24 protein-coding genes and 7 pseudogenes are annotated in these 21,899 nt (G+C 69.0%); 14 read left to right on the top strand and 17 right to left on the bottom strand.

The genetic code is table 11. From position 1 onward, the window contains the following. Positions 1-43: 43 nt before the first annotated feature. A complete protein-coding gene (locus tag ACH47Z_RS35980; RefSeq protein WP_399081370.1) occupies positions 44-682 on the bottom strand; it encodes a hypothetical protein in 639 nt (212 codons plus the stop codon). Between the two features lie 215 nt (positions 683-897). On the opposite strand from ACH47Z_RS35980, the gene ACH47Z_RS35975 reads away from it, so the two are divergent. The 3 genes from ACH47Z_RS35975 to ACH47Z_RS35965 all read left to right on the top strand — a co-directional run bounded on the left by ACH47Z_RS35975 (position 898) and on the right by ACH47Z_RS35965 (position 3,685). After that, a complete protein-coding gene (locus ACH47Z_RS35975) occupies positions 898-1,299 on the top strand; it encodes a YciI family protein (RefSeq protein WP_399081368.1) in 402 nt (133 codons plus the stop codon). Positions 1,300-1,309: 10 nt separating this feature from the next. Beyond that, positions 1,310-2,563, top strand: coding sequence for an RNA polymerase sigma factor (locus ACH47Z_RS35970; RefSeq protein WP_399081366.1), 1,254 nt, complete (start codon positions 1,310-1,312; stop codon positions 2,561-2,563). Between the two features lie 381 nt (positions 2,564-2,944). Beyond that, entirely contained in the window at positions 2,945-3,685 is a 741-nt protein-coding gene (locus tag ACH47Z_RS35965; RefSeq protein ID WP_399081364.1) for a VOC family protein, read from the top strand. Between the two features lie 241 nt (positions 3,686-3,926). On the opposite strand, the gene ACH47Z_RS35960 is transcribed toward ACH47Z_RS35965, so the two are convergent. From ACH47Z_RS35960 to ACH47Z_RS35950, 3 genes are all read right to left on the bottom strand, one after another. Further along, positions 3,927-4,139: a DUF4287 domain-containing protein gene (locus tag ACH47Z_RS35960; protein ID WP_361197383.1), complete on the bottom strand. Its 213-nt coding sequence runs from the start codon at positions 4,137-4,139 to the stop codon at positions 3,927-3,929. Between the two features lie 198 nt (positions 4,140-4,337). After that, positions 4,338-4,901: a dihydrofolate reductase family protein gene (locus tag ACH47Z_RS35955; protein WP_399081362.1), complete on the bottom strand. Its 564-nt coding sequence runs from the start codon at positions 4,899-4,901 to the stop codon at positions 4,338-4,340. A gap of 312 nt (positions 4,902-5,213) precedes the next feature. After that, the gene (locus ACH47Z_RS35950) at positions 5,214-5,741 is read right to left on the bottom strand and encodes a hypothetical protein (protein ID WP_399081361.1); all 528 of its coding nucleotides are present in this window, start codon (positions 5,739-5,741) and stop codon (positions 5,214-5,216) included. 213 nt (positions 5,742-5,954) lie between these two features. Here ACH47Z_RS35950 and ACH47Z_RS35945 point away from each other — a divergent pair. Continuing rightward, positions 5,955-6,486 (top strand): annotated as a pseudogene (locus ACH47Z_RS35945) (class I SAM-dependent methyltransferase); the annotation flags it as partial. Positions 6,487-6,505: 19 nt separating this feature from the next. On the opposite strand, the pseudogene ACH47Z_RS35940 reads toward ACH47Z_RS35945, so the two are convergent. The 4 genes and pseudogenes from ACH47Z_RS35940 to ACH47Z_RS35925 form a co-directional block, all read right to left on the bottom strand. Beyond that, positions 6,506-7,120, bottom strand: a pseudogene (locus ACH47Z_RS35940) (transposase); the annotation flags it as partial. A 101-nt stretch (positions 7,121-7,221) separates the two neighbouring features. Further along, a complete protein-coding gene (locus ACH47Z_RS35935; protein WP_399081359.1) occupies positions 7,222-7,686 on the bottom strand; it encodes a MarR family winged helix-turn-helix transcriptional regulator in 465 nt (154 codons plus the stop codon). After that, on the bottom strand, positions 7,673-8,149 hold the full coding sequence (locus ACH47Z_RS35930; protein ID WP_399081357.1) for an EVE domain-containing protein: 477 nt from the start codon (positions 8,147-8,149) through the stop codon (positions 7,673-7,675). The genes ACH47Z_RS35935 and ACH47Z_RS35930 overlap by 14 nt, the downstream gene beginning before the upstream one ends. Beyond that, positions 8,146-8,580, bottom strand: coding sequence for a hypothetical protein (locus tag ACH47Z_RS35925; RefSeq protein WP_399081355.1), 435 nt, complete (start codon positions 8,578-8,580; stop codon positions 8,146-8,148). The genes ACH47Z_RS35930 and ACH47Z_RS35925 overlap by 4 nt, the downstream gene beginning before the upstream one ends. A gap of 140 nt (positions 8,581-8,720) precedes the next feature. Here ACH47Z_RS35925 and ACH47Z_RS35920 point away from each other — a divergent pair. After that, positions 8,721-9,015 (top strand): annotated as a pseudogene (locus ACH47Z_RS35920) (transposase); the annotation flags it as partial. 452 nt (positions 9,016-9,467) lie between these two features. Then, positions 9,468-10,460, top strand: a pseudogene (locus tag ACH47Z_RS35915) (transposase); the annotation flags it as partial. A gap of 121 nt (positions 10,461-10,581) precedes the next feature. On the opposite strand, the gene ACH47Z_RS35910 reads toward ACH47Z_RS35915, so the two are convergent. Beyond that, positions 10,582-11,178: a TetR/AcrR family transcriptional regulator gene (locus tag ACH47Z_RS35910; protein WP_399081498.1), complete on the bottom strand. Its 597-nt coding sequence runs from the start codon at positions 11,176-11,178 to the stop codon at positions 10,582-10,584. Between the two features lie 70 nt (positions 11,179-11,248). On the opposite strand from ACH47Z_RS35910, the gene ACH47Z_RS35905 reads away from it, so the two are divergent. After that, the gene (locus ACH47Z_RS35905; RefSeq protein WP_399081354.1) at positions 11,249-12,130 is read left to right on the top strand and encodes an SDR family oxidoreductase; all 882 of its coding nucleotides are present in this window, start codon (positions 11,249-11,251) and stop codon (positions 12,128-12,130) included. A 14-nt stretch (positions 12,131-12,144) separates the two neighbouring features. On the opposite strand, the pseudogene ACH47Z_RS35900 reads toward ACH47Z_RS35905, so the two are convergent. Then, positions 12,145-12,336 (bottom strand): annotated as a pseudogene (locus tag ACH47Z_RS35900) (IS5/IS1182 family transposase); the annotation flags it as partial. Between the two features lie 138 nt (positions 12,337-12,474). After that, positions 12,475-13,344, bottom strand: coding sequence for an SDR family oxidoreductase (locus ACH47Z_RS35895; RefSeq protein WP_399081352.1), 870 nt, complete (start codon positions 13,342-13,344; stop codon positions 12,475-12,477). Positions 13,345-13,489: 145 nt separating this feature from the next. On the opposite strand from ACH47Z_RS35895, the gene ACH47Z_RS35890 reads away from it, so the two are divergent. Further along, positions 13,490-13,894 carry a winged helix-turn-helix transcriptional regulator gene (locus tag ACH47Z_RS35890; protein ID WP_399081350.1) on the top strand — a complete coding sequence of 135 codons (405 nt, stop codon included), beginning with the start codon at positions 13,490-13,492 and terminating at the stop codon, positions 13,892-13,894. Between the two features lie 299 nt (positions 13,895-14,193). Here the strand turns inward: ACH47Z_RS35890 and ACH47Z_RS35885 are convergent, their stop codons facing one another. After that, positions 14,194-15,450, bottom strand: coding sequence for an alpha/beta hydrolase (locus ACH47Z_RS35885; RefSeq protein WP_399081348.1), 1,257 nt, complete (start codon positions 15,448-15,450; stop codon positions 14,194-14,196). 130 nt (positions 15,451-15,580) lie between these two features. On the opposite strand from ACH47Z_RS35885, the gene ACH47Z_RS35880 reads away from it, so the two are divergent. Then, complete coding sequence (locus ACH47Z_RS35880) at positions 15,581-16,027, top strand: MarR family winged helix-turn-helix transcriptional regulator (protein ID WP_399081346.1); 447 nt, start codon at positions 15,581-15,583, stop codon at positions 16,025-16,027. 97 nt (positions 16,028-16,124) lie between these two features. Here ACH47Z_RS35880 and ACH47Z_RS35875 read toward each other — a convergent pair. The 3 genes and pseudogenes from ACH47Z_RS35875 to ACH47Z_RS35865 form a co-directional block, all read right to left on the bottom strand. Next, positions 16,125-16,301 (bottom strand): annotated as a pseudogene (locus tag ACH47Z_RS35875) (IS5/IS1182 family transposase); the annotation flags it as partial. A gap of 16 nt (positions 16,302-16,317) precedes the next feature. Next, positions 16,318-17,238 carry an IS3 family transposase gene (locus ACH47Z_RS35870; protein WP_399081344.1) on the bottom strand — a complete coding sequence of 307 codons (921 nt, stop codon included), beginning with the start codon at positions 17,236-17,238 and terminating at the stop codon, positions 16,318-16,320. Further along, complete coding sequence (locus ACH47Z_RS35865; RefSeq protein ID WP_399081342.1) at positions 17,226-17,573, bottom strand: transposase; 348 nt, start codon at positions 17,571-17,573, stop codon at positions 17,226-17,228. Before ACH47Z_RS35865 ends, ACH47Z_RS35870 begins: the two co-directional genes overlap by 13 nt. 428 nt (positions 17,574-18,001) lie before the next feature. Here ACH47Z_RS35865 and ACH47Z_RS35860 point away from each other — a divergent pair, with 428 nt between their 5' ends. From ACH47Z_RS35860 to ACH47Z_RS35845, 4 genes and pseudogenes are all read left to right on the top strand, one after another. Continuing rightward, entirely contained in the window at positions 18,002-18,943 is a 942-nt protein-coding gene (locus ACH47Z_RS35860; protein ID WP_399081340.1) for a transposase, read from the top strand. A gap of 43 nt (positions 18,944-18,986) precedes the next feature. Further along, positions 18,987-19,244 carry a hypothetical protein gene (locus tag ACH47Z_RS35855; RefSeq protein ID WP_399081338.1) on the top strand — a complete coding sequence of 86 codons (258 nt, stop codon included), beginning with the start codon at positions 18,987-18,989 and terminating at the stop codon, positions 19,242-19,244. Then, complete coding sequence (locus ACH47Z_RS35850) at positions 19,241-19,612, top strand: fic family toxin-antitoxin system, toxin component (protein WP_399081336.1); 372 nt, start codon at positions 19,241-19,243, stop codon at positions 19,610-19,612. The genes ACH47Z_RS35855 and ACH47Z_RS35850 overlap by 4 nt, the downstream gene beginning before the upstream one ends. 16 nt (positions 19,613-19,628) lie before the next feature. Next, positions 19,629-20,355, top strand: a pseudogene (locus tag ACH47Z_RS35845) (prepilin peptidase). Positions 20,356-20,377: 22 nt separating this feature from the next. Here the strand turns inward: ACH47Z_RS35845 and ACH47Z_RS35840 are convergent. After that, on the bottom strand, positions 20,378-20,641 hold the full coding sequence (locus ACH47Z_RS35840) for a hypothetical protein (protein ID WP_399081334.1): 264 nt from the start codon (positions 20,639-20,641) through the stop codon (positions 20,378-20,380). Positions 20,642-20,825: 184 nt separating this feature from the next. Here ACH47Z_RS35840 and ACH47Z_RS35835 point away from each other — a divergent pair, with 184 nt between their 5' ends. Beyond that, on the top strand, positions 20,826-21,101 hold the full coding sequence (locus tag ACH47Z_RS35835; RefSeq protein WP_399081332.1) for a hypothetical protein: 276 nt from the start codon (positions 20,826-20,828) through the stop codon (positions 21,099-21,101). Between the two features lie 367 nt (positions 21,102-21,468). Here the strand turns inward: ACH47Z_RS35835 and ACH47Z_RS35830 are convergent, their stop codons facing one another. Continuing rightward, complete coding sequence (locus ACH47Z_RS35830) at positions 21,469-21,681, bottom strand: transposase (protein WP_399081497.1); 213 nt, start codon at positions 21,679-21,681, stop codon at positions 21,469-21,471. Positions 21,682-21,899 lie beyond the last annotated feature (218 nt).

Genomic DNA, 21,899 nt, shown 5'->3' with positions numbered 1-21,899 from the left:
CCGGAGGTTGACGGGCCTTCGTCGCGCTACGGCCTCCGACGCGCTACCGCCGGGTGAGCAATTCGATGAACTCGATCGCGCTCAGCCTGCGGCGCTGCTTCACAGCCCGCACGTACCTTTGAGGGCCGAGCGCGGCCTGCACATCTGCGCGGAGGCGAGCTGCGTCCGGGCCTTCGTGTCCTTGTCTGCAGGGCAGCTCGGCGCTGCCCTCGACGATCGCCACAGCCCGTTCGGCATCGCCCTCGGCTACCGAGGCCGTCGCGAACCCGATCCCCACCGACGGCAGGAAAGGTAGATTCCCCGGCTTGCGCACTGATTCCAGGGCGATGTGGACGTTCGCGCCTCCTCGCGCAGCCGGGCCGCCTCCGCGCGGACCTTCTTCTCCCGGGCCTCCAGCAGGCCGAGCACCGACGGCATCAGCCACCTCCACGAACATGACGCGAGCCGACGAACGCCCGAACTCTCCCGCCACCAGCCGAAGATCATGCCCGACCAGCAGAAACCCACCGATCACATTCGGAATGCGGATGGCTTCTGATACCACGCCTGGGCGGTCAGGACAGGCGAGGGAGACCCGCTCCAGGAGCAGGGCGGCGTCGACCGCCTTCGTGTCGGCCGGTCGCAGGATGGCCGCGCAGATCGTGCGCGAGTCGATATCGACCGCAATGTCGGCCCTACACACTGGGTCGCGGTGCTCCCGTGGTCGGCTGGTGGCACGGTCGCTGCGGCTGCGAGGCGCTGAGGGTCGCGGGCCCGCTGCGGGCTCGTCCCCCTTGGGGGCGGCCGCTAAGTTTTCTCGCGGATTCCCGCCGAGGGTGTCGAAATCGCCGGGCGTGCTTCTACCTACCCGTGACAGCCCCTGCCCGGGGGCGGGCACGACGAACGAGGAGCAGAACCATGAAGTACATGCTGCTGATGCAGTTCAGCGAGAAGAGCGTCGACTTCCCCAAGCTCGACGAGTGGAGGCCCGAGGAGATCCAAGCCCACATCCAGTTCATGCGGGAGACCAATGCCGGCCTCGCCGCCGCTGGTGAGCTGGTCGACGCCCAAGGCCTGGCCATGCCGGAGACCGCCCGGATCGTGCGCTCCCACAGCGGCGGCGCGCCGGTCGTCACCGAGGGCCCGTTCCCGGAGTCCAAGGAGTGGGTGGCCGGCTGGTGGATCGTGGACTGTGACACCGAGCAGCGGGCGATCGAGATCGCCGCCGCCGTCTCCGCCGCTCCCGGCCCGGGCGGGCGGCCGCTCAACATGCCGATCGAGGTGCGCCAGGTCATGGCGGCCCCGCCCACCGAGCTGTGAGCATGCCCTGATGACGAGCTTCGAACCAGCCGTCGACGACCTGCTGCGCACCCTCGCGCCGCAGGTCGTCGGCGTGCTGACCCGCCGCTGGGGGGATTTCGCCTCGGCCGAGGACGCCGTCCAGGAGGCCCTGCTGGACGCCGCCGCCCAGTGGCCGGCCGAGGGTGTGCCGCGCAACCCGCGCGGCTGGCTGGTTCAGGTCGCCAGTCGTCGGATGACCGAGCAGGTCCGCAGTGACCAGGCCCGCCGTCGGCGCGAGGAGTTGCTGGCCAGGCAGGTCCCGGCCGACCGGCGGTCCATACCGGGAGCCGACGCTGGAGACGAAGGTGCGCACGACGGCACCCTCACGCTGCTGTTCCTGTGCTGCCACCCCGTGCTGTCGCCGGCCTCGGCGATCGCGCTCACCCTTCGCTCGGTCGGCGGGCTGACCACGGGCGAGATCGCCGCGGCGTTCCTCGTCCCCAAGGCGACCATGGGCCAGCGGATCAGCCGGGCCAAGCAGCGGATCAAGAACTCCGGGGTACCGTTCCGGATGCCGGACGACGCCGAGTGGCCGGACCGGCTGGGCGCGGTGCTGCACGTCCTCTACCTGATCTTCAACGAGGGCTACGCCAGCAGCACCGGCCCCGAGCTGCGGCGCGTCGAACTCTCCCGGGAGGCGATCCGCCTGGCCCGGGCCGTCCACGCGCTGCTGCCGGACAACGCCGAGGTGGCCGGCCTGCTCGCGCTGATGCTGCTCACCGAGGCGCGCGGGCCCGCCCGCACCGGCCCGGACGGTGAACTCGTCCCGCTCGCCGAGCAGGACCGCAGCCGCTGGGACACGGCCGCGATCGCCGAGGGCGTCGCGTTGATCACCGCCGCCCTGCCGCGCGGCCCGGTCGGCCCGTACCAGGTGCAAGCCGCGATCGCGGCCGTCCACGACGAGGCGCCGACCGCCGCCGAGACCGACTGGCCGCAGATCCTCGCCCTGTACGGGGTGCTTGCCCGCATCTCCGACAATCCGCTGATCACCCTGAACCGGGCGGTCGCCACCGCCATGGTGGACGGCCCCGCAGCCGGCCTCACCCTGCTCGCCGACCCACCGCCCACGCTCGCAGGCCACCACCGGCTGTACGCGGTCCGCGCCCATCTGCACGAGCTCGCCGGGGACCAGGACGCTGCCGTCGCCGACTACCGCACCGCCGCCCGCCGCACCGCCAGCCTCCCGGAGCGGCACCACCTCAGCCTGCGCGCCGCCCGACTGGCCGCGCGAGCGGGAATGTGAGCTACCGGTCAAAGCTCGGTGAGGCAGGACAGCTCCTGACGTCAGCGGGACCAGGTCACCTGAGATCGCAAGCGAATCGGACCAGGTCACTTGAGACAGGGACCAGATCTCTGGAGGCGGGACACCTTCGTCGGCGAGCTGGGCTGTGCGGCTGCTGTCCTGTCGCATTGAAGCTGTCGGATTCCCACTCGTTCTCATTCGTGCTGGCGCTTTCTCGTCGCATCGTGTGCTGAGCGGTGGCGTTTGCTTCGTTCACCCCCTATCGGCGCTTCTGCCTCAATCACGCCTCTGCGCCCGCGACAGGACAGCTGCTGAGCGAGTCGATCTCTGTTTGGCGACGGTGCGGATGCCGTTGCAGAGCGGGCGCATAGGATCGCCAGCATGGCACTGCGACCTGTCATGGTGAACGTAAAGGCTCTTGATCCCTCGGCAGTCGGCAGGTTCTGGGCGGAGGCGCTCGGCTGGAGTGCTTACAGCCCCGGCGTGACCACCTATGTCGGACCCGCCGGCGGCCTCGTCTGGCCGGACCCGGTCTTCGTCGGCATCGACGTCGTCCCCGTCCCGGAACCCAGGACATCGGCAAAGAACCGTGTACACCTCGATCTCGCCACCACCTCCGCGGCCCATCAGGCGGAACTGGTCGCGCGCCTGAAGTCTCTCGGCGCGACGCCCGCCGACGTGGGCCAGGGCGAGGTGCCGTGGACGGTCCTCGCCGACCCCGAGGGCAACGAGTTCTGCGTGCTGGAACCTCGCGAGATCTACCGGGACACCGGGCCGATCGCCGCGGTGGTGATCGACTGCACGGATCCGCGGGCCATGGCCCGGTTCTGGGACAAGGCGATGGACTGGACCCTGCACGAGGTGAGCGACGATCAGGCGGTGCTGCGCTCCGCCAAGGGTGCTGGCCCGTATCTGGAATTCCTCCGCACGCCCGACGTGAAGACCGCGCCGGACCGCTTCCATCTCGACCTGCTGCCGTACCCCGGTGACGACAAAGCAGCGGAGGTGGCCCGGCTGCGGGCCCTCGGCGCCACTGACCTCGACCTCGGCCAGGGCGACGTCCCGTGGACGTGCCTGGCCGACCCGGAGGGCCACGAGTTCTGCGTCCTCGCCCCGTCCTGACGCGGAGCCTTAGCGACACCCCGACGCGTGAGTCTTGTGTGCTCATGGGCCATGACCCCGGGTAGGTCGGGCTGCGGTGTATCGGTCCAATTGGTTCTGTTCACGAGATTCCGACAGCGGTTGTTCGCCGCGATGGGAGGCGCCCTGCATCCGGCGTGTTCGATGTTCGCGAGAAGCGACAGCGCCGGGACCAGCCGTCCGCACCGCGGGTGCCCGAGCTCCTGCGGCGCGCACGCTCGGGCTACTTGGCGTTGCCTTCGGCGAGGGTGTGGGCGACGAGTGCGTTGGCGTGGCCGTGGCCGAGTCCGTGCTCGGTCTTGAGCCAGTTGACGAGCTCCATGTGCTTGGTCAGGGGCGAGGTGCGGATGAGGTTCTTCCATTCCGCGATCGGGCGGCCGTACTTCTTCTCGATCGAGGGGAAGTAGCTGGCAGGGCCCTTCACCGGTGCGGTCATCTCGCAGTCTCCTGTCGGTCGGTGTGTTGTGGTTTTGGTGTGTCGCTGTGCGGGCGGCGAAGCGAGGACCGCTTCTGCCGCGTGGTGAGGGCCGGATGGGCCGAAGACCGATTCCGCCACCTGGCACATGTGTCGACAACCTGCCTGCTGCCGCAGAGGTAGGAGCCTTTCGGCGGCAAGTCACTGCCATGGTTCCGGCTACGCCTCGTCGGCGGGCCCGTAGACGACGTGCAGCACGCCGGTCTTGAAGACGTCAGAGGTGATCAGCTTCAACGGGATCGGGTCGGCCATGTCGTCGAACAGGCGCTGCCCGCGGCCGACCGCGATCGGGTGGACCAGCAGGTGAAGCTCGTCGATCAGACCTGCGGCCAGCAACTGGCGGACCACGGAGACCGAGCCGGACATCCCGATGGGGCCGCCCGGCTCCGCCTTCAGCTTGGTAACGGCCTCGACCAGGTCGCCCTGGAGCTGCTCGGAGTTGCGCCAGGTGAACTCCAGCGGGGAGTTGGAGACCACGATCTTGCGGGCGTCGCCGAGTGCCTTGGCCATCTCGGCGTCGTCCTCACCGGCAGCCTCTCGGGCCGGCCACGCGCCAGCGAAGGTGTCGTAGGTGACGCGGCCCAGCAGGACGGTGTCCGCCGCGCCGAGCTGGGCGGTCACGGCCGCGCCCATCTCGTCGTTGAAGTAAGGGAAGTGCCACTTCTCCGGGCTCTCCACGACGCCGTCAGCGGCGATGAACAGGCCGGCGCTGATCTTCCTCATGAGGTGCTCCCTGCAAGCTCGGGTATCGGTTGCTTCACTCGGTCAGACGGAGCACCCCAGCGGAACTCATCGCTGCCCGGTCGAGATTTCCAAGATTCTTTTCAGGCCGCCCGGACGCCCGGGCGTCGCACCGATGAGTCGAAGGCTCCCGGGCGGCCTGAGTCGATATGAAGACCGTGGTGTTCGACGTGGGCCAGCTTCGCCCCGGCGCCAAGCCGTTTCTCTGCGACCAGTTGACCGCGCACCTCTCCCGGTCAGTCGGTTCTCTTTGGCCGAGGCCGCTGCTGGATAACCAGCGATATCGATGGCACGTCAGGCGGGAGCGCCCATTCGGTGACGTGCAGGCCCGCCAGCTCGATCATACCGGCCCGCGCCGCTCTTGGAGGTGAGGGATCCCGTCGCGAGCAGGTGGTGCAGGCGGCTGACGCTGAGCACGCACCACTCTGCCGCATCAGGATCGCCCGCCTCCTCCGGGCTCTTGACCAGCGCCTCGTGAATCCCCGACCAGTAGCTCGACAGGTTTCCATGACTGAAGGCGCGCAGAGCGGCGTCATCGGTCCACACCTCGGACTCGCTGAGGACCGGGCCCCGGACCGTCATGCCGTGACGGACGAGCTCGTGCCAGGTGACCGGGTTGATGCCGAACCGCCCGGCCTCCTGGAAGTCCCCGGCCTGGGTGAAGGGCAGATCCGGGCACGGCTCCGGCGGCTTGGCCAGGTCGTCCCGCATCGCATGGAAGCCATCGAAGAACGGGCGGGGATGCTCCTGCCGAACGGTCTCATACGCTCCGGCGAGCGCCTCCAGCGCAGCGCGATCCGGTCGCTCGGTCAGCACGGCCACGAAGTCGATGTCACTGCGCTCGGGGAAGAACTCGCCGAAGCCAAGCGAGCCACACATACAAGCCCTCGACCAGCCCCGGCGCGGATGCGTCGATCGCGGCCAAGAACGCGGACGTTGTCTGGCGGACTTCCGGCGGCAGAGACAGGCCGACCAACCTAGCCAGCAGCATCGTTCACGAACAAGACCTAGATCACCTTCCCAGCTCCTGATGAGTCGCGGAACGTGATCGGCACCTTCGCCGAGCTGGTGCGCGGGACGGGGAACCCGCGGGCAGCCGACGTCGGGTGCGGGCCGGGACATCTGACGGCCATGCTGCACAACCTGGGGCTGGACGCCTTCGGGCTCGACCTCTCCCCGGGCATGGTCGACCACGCCCGGCGGGCCCATCCGGCGCTGCGGTTCGAGGAGGCGCGGATGGAGGCCCTGCCGGTCGAGGACGGGACTCTCGGCGGCGTGCTGGCCCACTACTCGATGATCCATACCCCGCCTGGGGAATTGCCCGCGCTGCTCGCCGAGCAGGTACGTGCCCTGGCACCAGGGGGCCTGCTCCTGGTCTCGTTCTTCGCGACCGAGGCACCGGAGCCGGTCCGTCGACCACAAGGTGACGCCCGCCTATAGCTGGCCGGTGGACCGGTTTGCCGAGTTGCTGGCCGGGGCCGGGCTCGTCACGTTCGCCCGGCTGTTCCACGACCCGGCCTCCGAACGGGGCTTCCTCGACGCCCACTTGCTGGCCCGCCTGCCCTAGTTGTGGTTGTGATCATGGTTCGCGCCTGCCCGTCGTTCCGGGCGATGCGGGGTTTGCCGGGATCCGCGTAGTCGTGCGCGGTGCACTTGACGGCTGCCACCTGGTCGGCGCCGGGGACCTCGCGGATGACCGCGCGGACGGCGGCGATGATCTGGGTGACGGTGTCCTGGGTGGCGACCGCGTCGTCCAAAACGGTGGAGTCCAGCGCTCGCCGGTGCTTGCCCTTGAGTACGCCGGTGGCCTTCACGACCTCCCGCACCGCCTCGAACACCCGGTTCGGCCGAGCGGAACGGGAAAGGCGGCGGCGGAAGTAGGCCAGCAACGACGGATCGAACGCCATGTCGTGCAGACCGAGCCCGCAGGCGGCCTTCCATCGCAGGTCACACCGCAGTTCCTGGACCGTCTCGAAGTCCGACAGCCCGTGCAGGGCCTGCAGCGTGACCGCCGAGGCCAGGATCTGCGGCGGCATGCTCGGGCGCCCGTTCGCCGACGGGTACATGTCCGCGAACATCTCCGCCGGGAACAGCGCACCACGGTGCTCGGCCAGGAACGCGAACACACTCCCGGCCGGGATCAACTCCCGGCAGGTTTCCCACACGTCCGGCCCGACCGTATCCCCGGCCCATTCCCCCATCACCACGAAACGAGTCTGGCCCCGCCGCTCACGCGGCGGGGCCAGAACCCCAAGATCTTCATGAGCCTTCTAGGTCGGCGGCCGGCGCGTTCATCTGCTTCTCAGCGCGCCGCGTCGCCGCCGGCCTTGAGGCACTGGAGCGAGCGGGTGAACGGCGTGGCGAGTTCGCCCAGCGGCTCGAAGAAGCGGCGGTCGCACTCCTCCACCACGCCGACCGTCCGGTTGGCCAGGTCGCGGCCCGCCGGGGTCACTTGGAGGGCGCGGGCGCGCTTGTCCGTCGGGTGGGGGAGGCGTTCGACCAGGCCTCCCGCTTCCAGGGTGCGCAGCACCTGCGAGGTCATCATCGGGTCGGTCGCAGTGTGGTCGGCCAACTGCTTCTGCGTGATCGGGCCGTCGCTGCCGAGCCAGGTGAGGGCGGCCAGCAGGACGAACTGGACGTGGGTGAGGCCGTGCGGCTTGAGGGCTGCCCGCTGGGCGGCCTGCCAGCGGTTGGTGATCTGCCAGAGCAGCAATCCCGGGCTCTCCTCGGCGTCGTCGAAGGATGTGGCCAGTTCACGTCCGGTCATACGCGAAGAGTCCTTCCTGGGGCACGGTGGACATCGTCGACCCGGTCGACATCGCCTTACCGCTCATGGCCGCTCGAATGAGGGTGAAGTCGCCCTCGCTCAGCTCGATCAGACCACGGCGCAGCTGGTAGCCCCAGTTCGGGTCGGCCGTGAGGTCCAGGGAATGGCGCAGGTCGGCAATTGGTGTGTCGGTGGTGGCGTGGTAATGCATGCGACGCCGCCAGGGCTTGAAGTCGCCCTCGTCGGCCTGCCAGATCGTCTCGTCGGCGACCTCGGCGAGTGCCGTGAATGCCCGGAGCGGGTCGCTGTCGCGCAGGCGGGTGCGCGGCGAGTAGTAGACCAGCCAGTCCCCGGTGCTGAGTCGCGCAAGTGGGGGCCTCTTGCCGTGTCCGAGCTGGGCGATGCCCAGCCGCCTGCCGCGTTCGACGTGCTCGCGGCAGACGACTCCGAGCCAGTACTTCACGCCGCGACCTCGGCCTTCGCCTCGGCGGCGGCCTTGAGTCCGTTGAGGTCGCGCGGGACGGTGGTGGCGATCCCCTTGCCGAGGATCTTGTTCCACATCCACGTCATCGGGCCGGTCAGACTCGCGGTCACCCGGACGACCGTCGCGCCGGTCTCGTCGACGTCCACCTGGTGGCGGAAGGTCAGCTTGGCGCCGGGCAGCTGCGACACGTCGGTGAACTCGCGCTCGGTCAGCACGGTGATGACGAACTTGGTCTTGGGGCCGCCCTTCGGCTTGAGCACTCCAGTGGTCCCCTGTGCGAACGGCCCGTCGAGGCGGACCCATTCAGTGTCGGCGCTCCACTCGGGCCAAGCGGCCGTGTCGGCCCAGTGGGCGAAGAAGGCGGCGGGGGCGACGGAGGAGGAGATCTGGGCGGTTCCGAGAGTCATCATGCAAGTAGTATGCGCGCTTAGTATTTACGGGTCAAGCCTCCCCTCGGGTTTGTCGCGAGCGCGGTCCGGAGCCGCTGGTGATCCGGCGCGAACAAGATCAACGCCCCTGGCGCTGCAGTGGGGAGCTATGGCGCAGGGTGATCGTGCTGGTGTGGGGCCGGCTGAACACCCACGTCTCCCATGCCATGCGTGCCGATCGCCGAGCGCGAGTGGCTGGCGGTGTTCCTGCTGTCCGCCTACTCACCCGACCTCAACCCGGTCGAGGGGGTATGGGTGCACGTCAAACGCAGCCTGGCCAACCTCGCCGTCGTCGCCCTCGACCGCCTGGAAACGCTCGTCCGTAACCGGCTCAAACGCCTCCAGTACCGGCCCGACACCCTCGACGGCTTCATCACCGGGACCGGACTCGCCCTCGACATCCCAACGTCACCCTGACGAGCCGAAGTCAGTAAACGGGCCACTCCACCCGCTCTCTGATCACCCGGCGGAGTCACGGGCGCGACCCCGAGATCGGTAGCGCCGGGCACGGAGTGGCCCCCTCGTCGGGCCGGTCGGCGAAACATGTGCGCCATGTGACGTCCACCACATGTTCGACGGTTCGACAAGCAGTTCATGGCATTTCCTGCAGCTTCTTGACGCTGCGCCCGAACGGTATCCGCGCTGATCGCACAGTGTGCCTGAACGGTAACTTACCGGCAGGTCTATTTCTGTGCGTACGCATGTGATCACTTAGGGTCAGATATTGATCGGGCTGCCGCTGTGCGTTTTTGGGGCCCTGATCCGAAATGCTGCGGCCGAGGACACACCGCGGTGTTCTCCAGCGCCATCAGCCCGGCCACCAGGGCGAGTTGACGCTGCGTTGGCAGGAAGGACAAGAGGTCCCCGTGTCGTGGACGCAGGTCCTGGACGCGGTCCGGCTGGGACCCGCCGACGACGCCGCGGCCGCCACCGCCGACCAGCTGCGGGCCGTGGTCGAGCGCCTGGTCACGGCGGGTCAGTGGCAGGACGGCGACCGGAACATCCTGGTCGTGATGGACGCGGGCTATGACGTGATGCGCCTGGCCTGGGTGCTGCGCGATCTGCCCGTCGAACTGGTCGGACGGCTGCGTTCCGACCGCGTCCTGCGGCAGCCGAAGCCGCCGCGCGTCTACGACCCCAAGGGCGGCCGGCCGCCGAAGCACGGGCCGGAGTTCCGCCTGGCGAAGCCGGAGACCTGGCCCGAACCGGCGGTGGTGACCCTCAACGACACGCCCCGCTACGGCAAGGCCGAGGCCCGCGCCTGGGACCGGGTCCATCCCCGGCTCACCCACCGCTCGGCCTGAATCGACCTGGACGGCGAACTCCCCCTGGTCGAGGGAACGTTGGTCCGCCTCAAGGTCGATCACCTGCCCGGTGACCGGGATCCGCCACCGGTCTGGCTGTGGTCCTCCGCGACCGACGCAGGCCCGGACGATGTCGACTTCGTCTGGTCCTGCTACCTGCGCAGATTCGACCTGGAACACACATTCCGCCTGTTCAAGCAGTCCCTGGGCTGGACCCGCCCCCGGCTACGCGACCCGCAGGCGGCCGACCGGTGGACCTGGCTTGTCATCGCAGCCCACACCCAGCTCCGCCTCGCGCTGCCGTTGGCAGCCGACCGGCGCAAGCCCTGGGAGAAGACCACCCGCCCCGGCAGCGCGCTTACCCCGACCCGGGTCCGGCGCGGGTTCAGGAACATCCGCCCTCACCTCGGCAGTCCGGCCCGTGCACCCAAACCCACCCGGCCGGGGCCAGGACGACCACCCGGCTCCAAGAACCGCAACCCCGCCACCCGCTACGACGTGGGCAAGATCGTCAAACGACCCGAGACACTCGTCGCTCTGCGTAATGGCCGACGATAAGGAACAAGGTGAGTGCCTGTTTTCGAACCTGTTGCGGCAGGTCCAGCCATGTGACGCGGCACAAGGCGCAGCACTCACGGTGCCGACTGGGGCCTGGTCGGCCCCAGCCAAGCGGCATCGATCAACCCAGTGATGCAGTTGCCGCGCGCAGGTCCTCCAGGGCTGCCAGTGCGTGTGGCGCGAGCCCTTCTGTGTCATCGCGATCGCTTTCGGACCACCGGGCGTAGCCCTGCTTGAACGCGAGGACTCCCAGCTCACCCGCGAGTTGTGCAGTCGGGTCGGGGACACCGCGGGCGATGAGCGCGGCTGTCATGGCGGCCGCGAGACCGACGCTCTTGAGGGCGTCGCGCTCCTGAAGTTCGGTGCTGGCTGCCACGGCTGCTTTGAGTCGGGGGTCGAGTTCGCGGTTCGTCGGCCCCATGGCGCTGGAGGCGCGTTCGAGACCGGCCGCCACCGCCTGAAGCGGGCTGGCGCTCGCAGGCGCCTCGGTGATGCCGTCGGCGAGCAGCCTGCTGAGCGTCTCCTGGCCGGCGACTAGCAGCTCGCGCTTGTCGGAAAAGTGCCGGAAGAAGGTGCTCTTCGTGACGCCGGCTCGTTCGGCGATCTGCGTCACCGTGGTGGCGTCGTACCCCTGCTCTGTGAACAGGTCGACGGCCGCAACGACGAGTCGCTGGGTCGCCCCCGGTTGCCATCTAGCCGTGAGACCAGGATAAGTGATGGGACCCCTGTCCCGTCACCGTGTATGGGCAGTGATGGGACAACAGTCCCATCACTTTCAGGGGGAGCTCATGCACGTCTTCATCACCGGCGGTACCGGCACCATCGGCTCCGCCGTCGTCGCCGAACTACTCGGCAACGGCCACACCGTTCTCGCACTGGCTCGCTCGGACGGCTCCGCGCAGGCCCTGGATAGCGCGGGCGCCAAAGTACTGCGAGGAGATCTGGCGGACCTCGACGTCCTGCGGTCCGGCGCTGCGCAGTGCGACGGAGTGATCAGTCTGGCGTTCGGACGCGACTACAGCAGTCCGGATGCGCTCGCGCAGGCCATCGCCGAGGAGAGCGCCGCTCTCGCCGCGCTGGGGCAGGAACTTATCGGGAGCGACCGCCCGATCGTCACGGTCTCAGGTACGCCCTGGGTGCCGGGACGCGCCTCCACCGAGGCCGATCCGCTGCCGACCAATGGACCGGTGGGCGGTCGAGGCCGTTCGGTCACAGCACTGCTGGATCTCGCCTCGCGTGGTCTGCGCAGCATGGCTGTCCGCATGCCGCGCACGGTCCACAACGAGGGGCGGGGCGGATTCGCCGGAGTGTTGGTCGATGCAGCGCGCCGTACTGGGGTGTGCGGCTACCCGGGCGACGGCACCCAGCGTTGGCCGGCGGTGCACGCGCTCGACGCAGCGGTCCTGTTCCGTCTGGTCCTTGAGTTGGCACCGGCGGGAACGTCCTGGCACGCCGTCGGCGACGAGGGCGATGCGGTGCGGGACATTGCGACAGTCATCGGCCAGCGCCTGGGCCTGCCGGTCGAGGAGGTTCCGCAGGAAAACTTCGGCCCGTTCGGCCCGATCTTCGCCGTGGACCAGCCGGCGTCCAGCGCCCACACCCGCGATGCCCTCGGGTGGCAGCCGACGCACTCCAGCCTCCTCAAGGACCTGGAAAACATTCAGCCCTGACGCACGCCCGTTGTCTTCTGTGTCCACTGGCTCGTGCGCGGGTTCTTGCGGGTCAGACGCCGGGTCATCACGGTGATGAGTGCCCAGTTCAGGTGGGCTTCGGAGTGCTGGGGAAGGCGTTCGTAGTCGCGTGCGTTGCAGCGGGCGTTCATGCACCAGGCGAACGTGCGCTCGACTTTCCAACAGCGGGGCAACACGGCGAAGCCCTTGACCCGGATTCGACACCTACATGATCATCGAAACCGTGCCTGCATCGGCATACGAGCCCGCACCAACGTGACATGACAGCCTATCGCCGGGCGGTCCCGCCCAACCCGCGACCTCGCAAAGTCCCTGGCCCTGGGTTAATGCGGCGCGACCGCGAGTGCCTCGGCCAGGGTCACGGGCCCGCGGCCGATCAGGCGGCGCAAGTCGCCGGAATCGGTGTACATCTCGCCGCGGCTCATGCCGAGGTCAGCGTCAGCGAGGACCTCCGCCAGCTCGGCGGGTAGGCCTGCGGCGGCCAGTACCTGGGCGAACTCGGTCACCGGGAGGTCAGCGTAGGCAACCTGTTTCCCGGCCGCAGCGGAGATCGCGGCGGCGAGCTCGGTCAGCGTGAAGGATTCGTCGCCGCCGAGCTCATACACGGCGCCGGTGTGGCCTTCGGCGGTGAGGACGACCGCTGCGGCCTCGGCGTAGTCGGCGCGGGACGCGGCGCTGATCCTCCCCTCGCCCGCGGCGCCGGCGACGGCGCCGTTCTGCAGGATCTGCGGCAGTTGGCTGGTGTAGTTCTCCAAGTACCAGCCGTTGCGCAGCAGCACGCTGGGGATTCCGCGGTCCCGCAGGTACTCCTCGGTCTCGCCGTGCGTGGCGCCGATGATGGTGGTGGCCGTGTCCGCGTGCGTCGTGCTCGTGTACGCCACCAGCGACACGCCCGCGGCCACCGCGGCGTCTATCACGCGGCGGTGGTTGGCGACCCGTTCGTCCACGGGGACCGAGGCCGAGATCAGCAGCAGTCTGTCCGCCCCCGCGAAGGCCTCGGCCAGGCTGTCGGTGTCCGCGAAGTCGGCGCGGCGTGCCGTGACGCCGCAGTCGGCCAGGTCCTTGATCCCGGCGATGTTCCGGCCGGTCGCGATGATGTCCGCGGCCGGGATCCCACGGCGCAGCAGCGCCTCGACGGTGAGCCTGCCCAGCTGGCCGGTGGCTCCGGTGACGACGATCGACATGATGGTCATTCCTTCCTTCCGCGCGTGCCTCGCGCGCCTGTCGCGGTCCCTCCGCGGCGGGATGGAATTCAGGTTGGGCCTGTACACTCTCTAATGGGAAGTAGCAACTTTTTGGTAGGGTACTTACCCCTGCGAAAGCATTGAGGTGAGACGTATGGCGGCTGTCGAGAACGTGACCGGGCCCATACCGTCATTCGATCCGTACGAGCGCGGCTGCCCGTCGCGGGACCTGCTCGACCAGATCGGCAGCAAGTGGGCGGTCCTCGTGCTGGGCGAGCTCGGCCGGAACGGGGCCTCCCGGTTCAGCCAGCTTCGGCAGGCGCTGGCGGGCGTGAGCGAGAAGATGCTCACCCAGACGCTGCGCACCCTCGAACGCGACGGGCTGGTCAGCCGGACCGTCTACCCGGAGGTGCCGCCGCACGTGGAGTATGAACTGACTGCCCTCGGCCAGACGCTGCGGGAACCGCTGAAGGCGCTCACGGAGTGGTCGGTGCGGCACATCGAGGAAGTCATCACCGCCCGCGGGGAGTACGACGACCGCGCTGAGCGCACCCGGTGAGAGGTTGCACATATAGGCAGGGAGGGCGCTCTGGCAGGAAGGCAGGCAACAGGTCCCGGCGATCACGGAGTTGTGGCACTCCGTGACTGCCAGGGAGACCTGTACCTGTCCTGCCGTCGCGGCTGGCCGAACCGTTCTGGGAGCTATTCGCAGCCCTGCCGTTCGAAGGTCCGGCCTGTGATCCGGATCACCCTGTGCTGTTCGGCGATTTGTCACTTCAGTTCAACGTAGAGAAGGCGCGCGGCCGCTGTTTGTCGGCCCCCTCTCCTGCCGGTGAACGTTTCATCGATGTCCTGGCGCTATGCCTGGCTGGCGGCGGTGATCTGGGTGGGGGTGGCGCCGAGCCACCAGGTGGGGTTGGCGGTGCCGTCGGTGGTGCGGCCGTCGCTGTGGACGTAGTGGCGCACGTCGCGGCCGGGCTCGGCGAACTCGCCGTTCAGGGCGCGTTCGACCCACTCGGCGCCGAAGCGGAAGACCTCGGCGGCGGTGCCGCCCAGCGGGTGGAACTCGTTCTCGTAGACGCGCATCTCCTTGGGTGCGCGCACGCGCTCGTAGTTGGCCAAGGCCTGCTCCAGCACGGTGAGTTCGTCGAACTCGCCGATGGCGTAGATGACCGGGCAGGTGATCTCCTGGACCAGGTCGCCCAGCGGCATGCGGGCGACCAGCTCGGTGTCGAAGGCGTCCTCGTCGGTGTAGCCGGCCATGAACATGTAGTTGTTCTTGAAGGTGGGCTGGGCGCGTTCGAAGATAGTGGTGAAGTCGCCGGTGACGGCCTCGAAGGCGGCCAGCGCGGCCAGGCGCGGGTCGGTGGCGGCGGCGCGCGAGCCCCAGTAGCCGCTCATGGAGATGCCGAACATGGCGATCCGGGCCGCGTCGACCTCCGGGAGCGAGGCCAGGTGGTCGATGTAGCGGCTGATGGCGCGCTCGTAGTTGGTGAGGTCGACGGTCAGCCCGTTGGCCCGGCTCTCGCCCTGGCCCGGGCCCTCGATGGACAGGGCCACGATGCCGCGCGAGGTGTAGTACCGCTCGGCCGCGTAGATGTAGTCCTCCTTGATCATGTCCATCCCGGGGCCGAGGATCGCCGCGGGGGCATTGCGGACCTCGCCGGCGGGCAGGTGGAGGAGGGCGAAGATCTGCTTGCCCTCGAAGTCGAGGACGACGCGGCGCACCCGGTTGTCGCGCAGTGCGCCCAGGCGCTCGACGCAGTGGTTGGCGTGCTCGCGGAAGGCGAGCTTGCGCGGGTCGGTGGCGTCGAAGATCGAGTACTGCGCGCGGCCCCACATCACCGAGGCGCGCACGTAGAGGTCGGCGGCGGTCTGGGCGAAGCCGCCGCGCTCGTGGTGGGCGGCGCGCTCCTCGGCCTGCCCGGCGATGGTGGCCCAGGCCTTGGGCAGCATCACGCCGCTCTGGACCAGGTCGAAGACCTTGTCGAAGTCGGTGTGGTCGTGGCCCAGCTGCTCCAGGGTGCCCTTGGCCTGGGGGTGCAGGGCGTCGAAGCCGCCCTGGGCGAGGGCGATGTCCAGGGCCCAGCTCTGGCCGGTCGAACGAACAGTCATGACAGGTGTCCTCAGGTGAAGGGGAGTGGTAGACGTCCCGCTCGGGCAACGCCTAAGTACTTATCTAGTAAGTACTTAGGCTAAGCTGATTGTCAACCCGCCCACCGATCAGCGACACGGAGACCCACCGATGCCCGACACCACCCGCGATGCGGCCCTCGATCAACTCGCCCGCGCCGCCTACAGCCTCAGCGCCGCCGACTCCCGCCTGCGCGGACGCGCCACCCGCACCCCCGGCGCACTCTCCCTCACCCACGCCCGCGCCCTGCGAGTGCTGGCCGAGGCGGGCCCGCTGCCGATCGGCCGGCTCGCCGCCGCCACCGAAACCACCGGCGCCGCCACCACCCAACTGGTCAACGGCCTCGCGGCCGCCGGCTACGTCACCCGCGAACGCCCCGCAGACGACAAGCGATCGGTACTGGTCGCTCTCACCGACGCAGGCCGAAGCCGCCACCACGAACGCCAGGCCGCCCTGACCCAGGCACTCGACGCCGCACTCGCACACCACGACACCACTGCCCTGGACACCGCGACCGGCGTCCTACGGCAGCTCGCCGCCATCTACGACCAGCTCTGAAGCCCGCCCGGAGCCAGCCGTCGATCCCGACCAGGCACCGGCCGACAAGCCCGCTCCCGCCAGATGGGTTGCAGGCCGCGCACGCGCAGGCGTGCGGTCATGGTCGGCGGTTGAGGCGTTCGTCCCATCGGTGGGTTGTCCAGGCGCGTCGGATCAGGCTGCGGACGGTGATGACCGTGTCGGCGAGGTCGAAAAAGGCATCGATCACTGTGGTGCGGCGTTCGTAGCAGCGGCCGAGTCGCTGGAAGGCATTCTGCCAGGTGTCAATCCCCTCGTAGCGTGGAGACGATCTATGCGGCCAGTCCCTCGACGAGGGCGGCTCGGTAGTCACGTTCGTAGTCGATCGGGCTCTTGAACCCGCACACGCTGTGTAGCCGCCTGGCGTTGTAGAAGTCGGTGATCCAGGTGGCGATCTTGATGCGGGCCTCGGTGCGGGTGCGGAAGGTGTGCCGGTGGACGTACTCGACCTTCAGCACGCTGTTGAACGCCTCGCTCACGGCATTGTCGAAACATGACCCAACTCGGCCCATGGACTGGATCACGCCGAGTTTGCGGCACACCCGCTTGAACCGCCGCGAGCAGTACTCGCTGCCCCTGTCCGTGTGCATGATCACGCCGCGTACCTCGCCGCCGCGGGTGGCCGCCGCCATGTTCAGGGACGCGACGACCAGGTCGGCGCCGTGCCGCTGGGCCATCGCGTAGCCGAGCAGGCGGCGGGAGAACAGGTCGATGACCGTCGCCAAGTACAACTTGCCCTCGCCCGTGTCGATCTCGGTGAGATCGCCGCACCAGACGAGGTCGGGCTCCTCGGCGGTGAAGTCCCGGCGCACGAAGTCCGCGGCGGCCAGCCGCTTGCCCGGCCTGGTCAGCGACCGGCGCCGCCGGATCTTCCGTCCGGCCAGCCCGAGCTCGGACATGACCTTGGCGACCCTGTTCACCGACACCCGCCAGCCACGGCGCAACAGCTCGATGAACACCTTCGGTGAGCCGTAGGTGCCCCCGGACCGCTGGAAGATCTCCTCGATCTCCTCCGCCAGGTGCTGACGGCGCACCTCCCGCGCGGTCGGTTCACGATCGCGCCACTTGTAGAACCAGGACTCGGACACGCCCAGTGCCCGGCAGCCGATGCGGTGCGGAATCTTCTGCTCGGCCTTGCAGCTGCTGATCACCCTGACCGCCACGGCCGGGTCCGCCTCAGCTACTTCACCCACAAGGCCACGAATCGCTTGCACACATCACGCTCCATCTCCAGCTCCCGGATGCGCTTGTCCTTCTCCCTGGCCTCGGCCCGCAGCCGCTCCAGCTCGGCCCGCTCGCCCTCCCGCAACCGGCCACCCGAGCCTGCCCCCGCCGACGACTGGACCGGCGTGTCCGACGACGGCGAGCCGTTGCGCTTGGCCCGCGATACCCAGCTGTGCAGCGTCTCCGGATGCACGCCGAGTTCCTCGGCCACCTCCGGGATCGGCTTCCCGGTCTCCGTCGCGATCCGTACCGCCCCCTCGCGGAACTCCGCGTTATAGATGCGCCTCCTGGATCCCACGACCATCAACTATCCCTCCGGTCACGGGTCTCCACGCTACGAGGGGATGTTCACGCAGGCATCGTCCTCGGCCTGGAAGTGAGCCGCCTGGCGCGCAACAACACCGACTGGCACAGGTTGCTCGAAATCTGCGCGATGTCCGGGACCCTGATCCTGGACGAGGGACGGCCTCTTCGATCCCTGCGATTTCAATGACCGCTTGCTGCTGGGTCTCAAAGGGAGTCTCTCGGAGGCGGAGTTGCACTGAGGTCCGACTCGCTGTGCGCTCTTCGGCCGGGTCGGCCGCCTGTCCGGGACGCGGATGGAGATCCTCGCGTGTGCACTGCTACTACCAGCAGTGTCTGGCGGACCGTCCCGTAGCCGGCTGACAGGTGTGACTCGATCTGCGGGCACGTCGGCTCGTGCGCGGCAACGATAGTTGTGGGCGTGGGACGTTGGCCGAGCAGATACCGGACCTGACGCGTCGACACGCACGCCGAACGAAGGCCCTCACCGCCCAGCTCACGGACATCGCCCTGTTTCTGGGCGGCCGTGCCGGAGCCAGTCTGTGCGGACGCCTGGCCGTCACCACCGGCAAGGACACGCTGCTCCGGCTCCTTCGCGCGCCGCCCGTCCCGGCGGCGGAGTCTGTCCCGTGTCTGGGCGTCGACGAGTTCGCCGTGCGCCGCGGTCGTACCTACGCGACGATCCTCGTCGACATGAACACCCATCGTCCCGCCGATGTCCTCACAGACCGCACTGCGCACACCTTCGCCGCCTGGCTGCGCGAACACCCCGAGGTGAGGGTTGCCCGCCGCGACCGTACCGCTTCCTTCCGGGACGGCGCCCACGCTGGTGCGCCACAGGCCCGGCAAGTTGCCGATGCCTGGCACCTGCTGCACAACCTCGCCGAGGCCGTCGAGCGAGAAAAGCCGCCCAACCCGGCGAAGCAGTGCGCCGACGCATCGGACCTGAGCATTGCAGGCGCGCCGTGGCCCGCCGTAGCTGCCGGCGCCCTCGGGGCAGGCGCGGCGCGGCAACGGAACGGCGGCCTTGGCCATGGCGATGCAGCGCGGATCCTTTGCGTAGGAAGCCATCCGCGCCTCGTAGACGCGAGCGCGGGTGCTCCGATCCGTCGTACTGCGGGGCACCGACTCGAAGTGGGCCGCTTTGGGCCGCGTCGCCACGTGGGTGCCTGCCGGTCAGGCGGGTTCGGGAAGGTCGACGACGCAGAGCGTGGTCTCGCCGTTGACGAGGTTGAGGGCGGCTTCGGCGCGGGCCGCGAGAGCGAGCGGTTCCAGCTCTCCGGGACCCCGCGCCGTGGCGGAAGCGGTGTCGGTCTCGACGTGCCGTGCGTACGGTCCTGCGGAACGTTCACATGGAGGGTGATCCCCTGAGTACCGGCCCAGCCACCTGCTACCACCCTGCTACCATGCGGGTGTGACTTCCACGAAGAGGCAGACGCAAGTCAGACTGGACAAGGACGTGCTGGAGGCCGGCAAGGCGGCCGCGCGCGCCCGCAGACTGGACTTCAACAAGTACGTGGAACGGCTCATCATCGAGGACACGACGGGCGCCCGCGCCGCTGGTATGACGGCCGCCCAGCGGCTCATCGATGAGCACGGCGCGTTCCTCGACGATCTGGAGCAGCAACTCGACGCACCCTACGACCAGCGGCAGCCGGGCGCCGCCGCGTGATCCTGCACGTCGACGAATCCTGGATCCTCGAAGTGGCGGAGCGGGCCGGACGCCGAGACCCGGCCGCCGACGACTACGGCGTGCCCATCGCCGCTGTCACCCGTCATCGCGGCGAACTCCTCGACACACCTGTCTACGACGGTGCCTACGCCCGCGCCGCCGCCCTGGTACACACGCTGGGCCGCTGCCGCTGGCTGGAGCGCTCCAATCTCACCGTCGCCTGTGCCGTCGCGGTCATGTACCTCGAGGCCAGCAACATCCCGGTCAACCCCACCCGCGAACAGCTCACCGCACTCGCCCACGAGCTGAACAATCCACGCTGCACCGCCGCCCGAATCGCCTCCTTCCTGCGCACCTGGAAACCCTGAGCAAAGGCTCCATCCGGTGGAGACCTTTCTGATCACCGCGGCGGCCACCCTGTGGGGCTGCGGCGCGGGCGCATTCATACCCCGTCCCGCGTACCGGCTCTCCGCGCCCGCCGACGCCCCCGGCGGTCAGCATGCCCAGCCGGCCATCCCCTCACCGGCACCTGCCGGGGATGGCTCGGACATGCCCGCTGTGCCGAGGGCGCGTTCGGCCCGAGCACCCTGCGCATCGCCGCAGTCACGGGCGTGGTCTGCGCTCTGCTGGCAGCCGCCACCGGACCCCGCCCCGATCTGATCGTCTGGCTGCTGCTCACCCCGCCTGCCGTGCTGCTCGCCACCGTCGACCACATGTGCACCGACTGCCCGACGTACTCACCCTGCCGGTCGCCGCAGCCGCCCTCGTCCTCCTCAGCGGTGCCGCGCTGTTGCCCGGTGCCGGCGGCAGCTGGACGTCCGCGTTGCTCGGCTTCCTCCTCCTGGCAGTCGGCTACTTCGCTCTCTTCCTGATCAGCACCGGTTTCGGCTTCGGCGACGTGAAGCTCGCCCTGCTCCTGGGTGCGGTCCTTGGCTGGTACGGCTGGCCCATCGTGCTGGTCGGCACGTTCGCCGGATACCTGCTCGGTGCGATGTACGGTGTCGGCCTCATCCTCGCGGGCCGGGCCGGCCAGGACACCCGGATCCCGTTCGGGCCAAGCTTGCTCGCCGGGGCGCTCGTCGGTGTGCTCCTCGGCTCCCGTCTCCGCTGAAACGAGACACCCGCACACCTGGTCAGCCGCCGCTGCGCACGAGCTTGACCAGCAGTTCGGCATCCCTCAGGTCCGGGAGGACCACCTCCGCTCCGGCGTCGCGGAGGGCGGCTTCATCGCTTCGGCCAGTGGCTACGGCGATCACGCGCACTTCGTTGACGTGCTGGACCGTATCGCCGCAGTGCTGGGAGTACCCCTGGCGGCTCTGCTGTCCGAGGATTCGATTGAGGAACCCGCGATCCCCGTCAGCGTGGCACCAGCTGTCGCTCGGGCCCTGCTGGGCCACACCCGGTCACGCCTGCCTGCGCCGACGGATCCGGCGCAGTTGCGCGAGAGTGTCGAGCGGGCATGGCGGTCCTGGCAGGCCTCGAATGACCGGTTCACGCAGGCGGCCTGCGTACTGCCGGACCTGATCACGGGCGTGGAGGAGCATCGAGATGCTGGCCGGCCAGGCAACCGAAGGACTGCGTGTGGCCGATCAGGTCGACATCAGCGGACTGCCCGGCCGGGAGCGGCAGTTCACCTTCGGACTTGAGGTGGCCCGCTGCTACGACTTGCGCCGCGACGACGCCGCCGTCCTGGTGCACCTGCTCAGCCTGGAGGAGCTCGCACCCGAGGACCTCTCCCGCAGTCCGCTGGCCCGAGACATGGTTCAGGACCTGCGGCAGCGGGTGCGCCCCACCTTCCGCCGCAAGGTCGACGTCCTGGCTGAGCGGTTCCAGTTCGTCTCAGCCGCCTCAGTCTGATCCATCGAGCCCGACTCGCCGCATGCGTGCGCTCCCCGCCACGTGACGTCGTGGTGGCGCCACGGACGCCTCGGGCGCACCGCGGTGTTGCAGTGTGCCGGCGTAGAGAACTCACGGTTCTGCGAACTCTCGGTTCACCCAACTCGCTTTGGCCGGCCGTACCTTCACCCGGACCGCGCGTGAAGGGGGAGGCCGTATGGGCGGTGACGGGACGGCTTTCGGGCAGGGCGCGCCTGTGAGCGACGAGGGGCGCGTCGACGTCATCAGGGTCTGCCAGTTCCTCGCGCTGCAGGCTCTGGAGAGGCTCACTGCCGGTGTTGACGGTCACGTAATTCGGCTCTGTCGGCGATCTTGTGACGGACCCCGTTCATGGGCTGTGAAAGATGCGTCTGCGGAGCAGGTCGAGTTTGGCCCGGCCGAACCCTATGCGTTTGAGGAGCTTGACTCTGCAGACATGGCCTTCAACCTGGCCAGAGCTCCATGGGTTGCTGAGGCCGGCAGTGACGGCGTCGAGGTCGCGGCGTAGGCCGTTGACCAGGGAGTGCAGGGCGGGAAGTTCGTCCTGCGTGACCCGGTCCATCCAGGCTGGGAGCTGATCACCACGGAGATCACGCATCATGTCGGCGAAGTCGCGGACGTGGTGCGACGGCGTCGAGGTGCGGGGAGGCGGTTCGGATCTCTCTGAGTTCTGCCGCGTCGGCGTCGGCGAGGTGTCCGGGGTCCGTCATGATCCAGCGCACCACTCGGCGGGGCTTCGGTGCCGGCCTCGGTTCGGGACGCGGCACCGAAGGGTGCTTT

Source organism: Streptomyces sp. NPDC020192 (assembly GCF_044388685.1).
Classification (GTDB): Bacteria; Actinomycetota; Actinomycetes; order Streptomycetales; family Streptomycetaceae; genus Streptomyces.
Note: the sequence above shows the minus strand (reverse complement) of the source record. Positions and strands in the feature narration are given on the sequence as shown.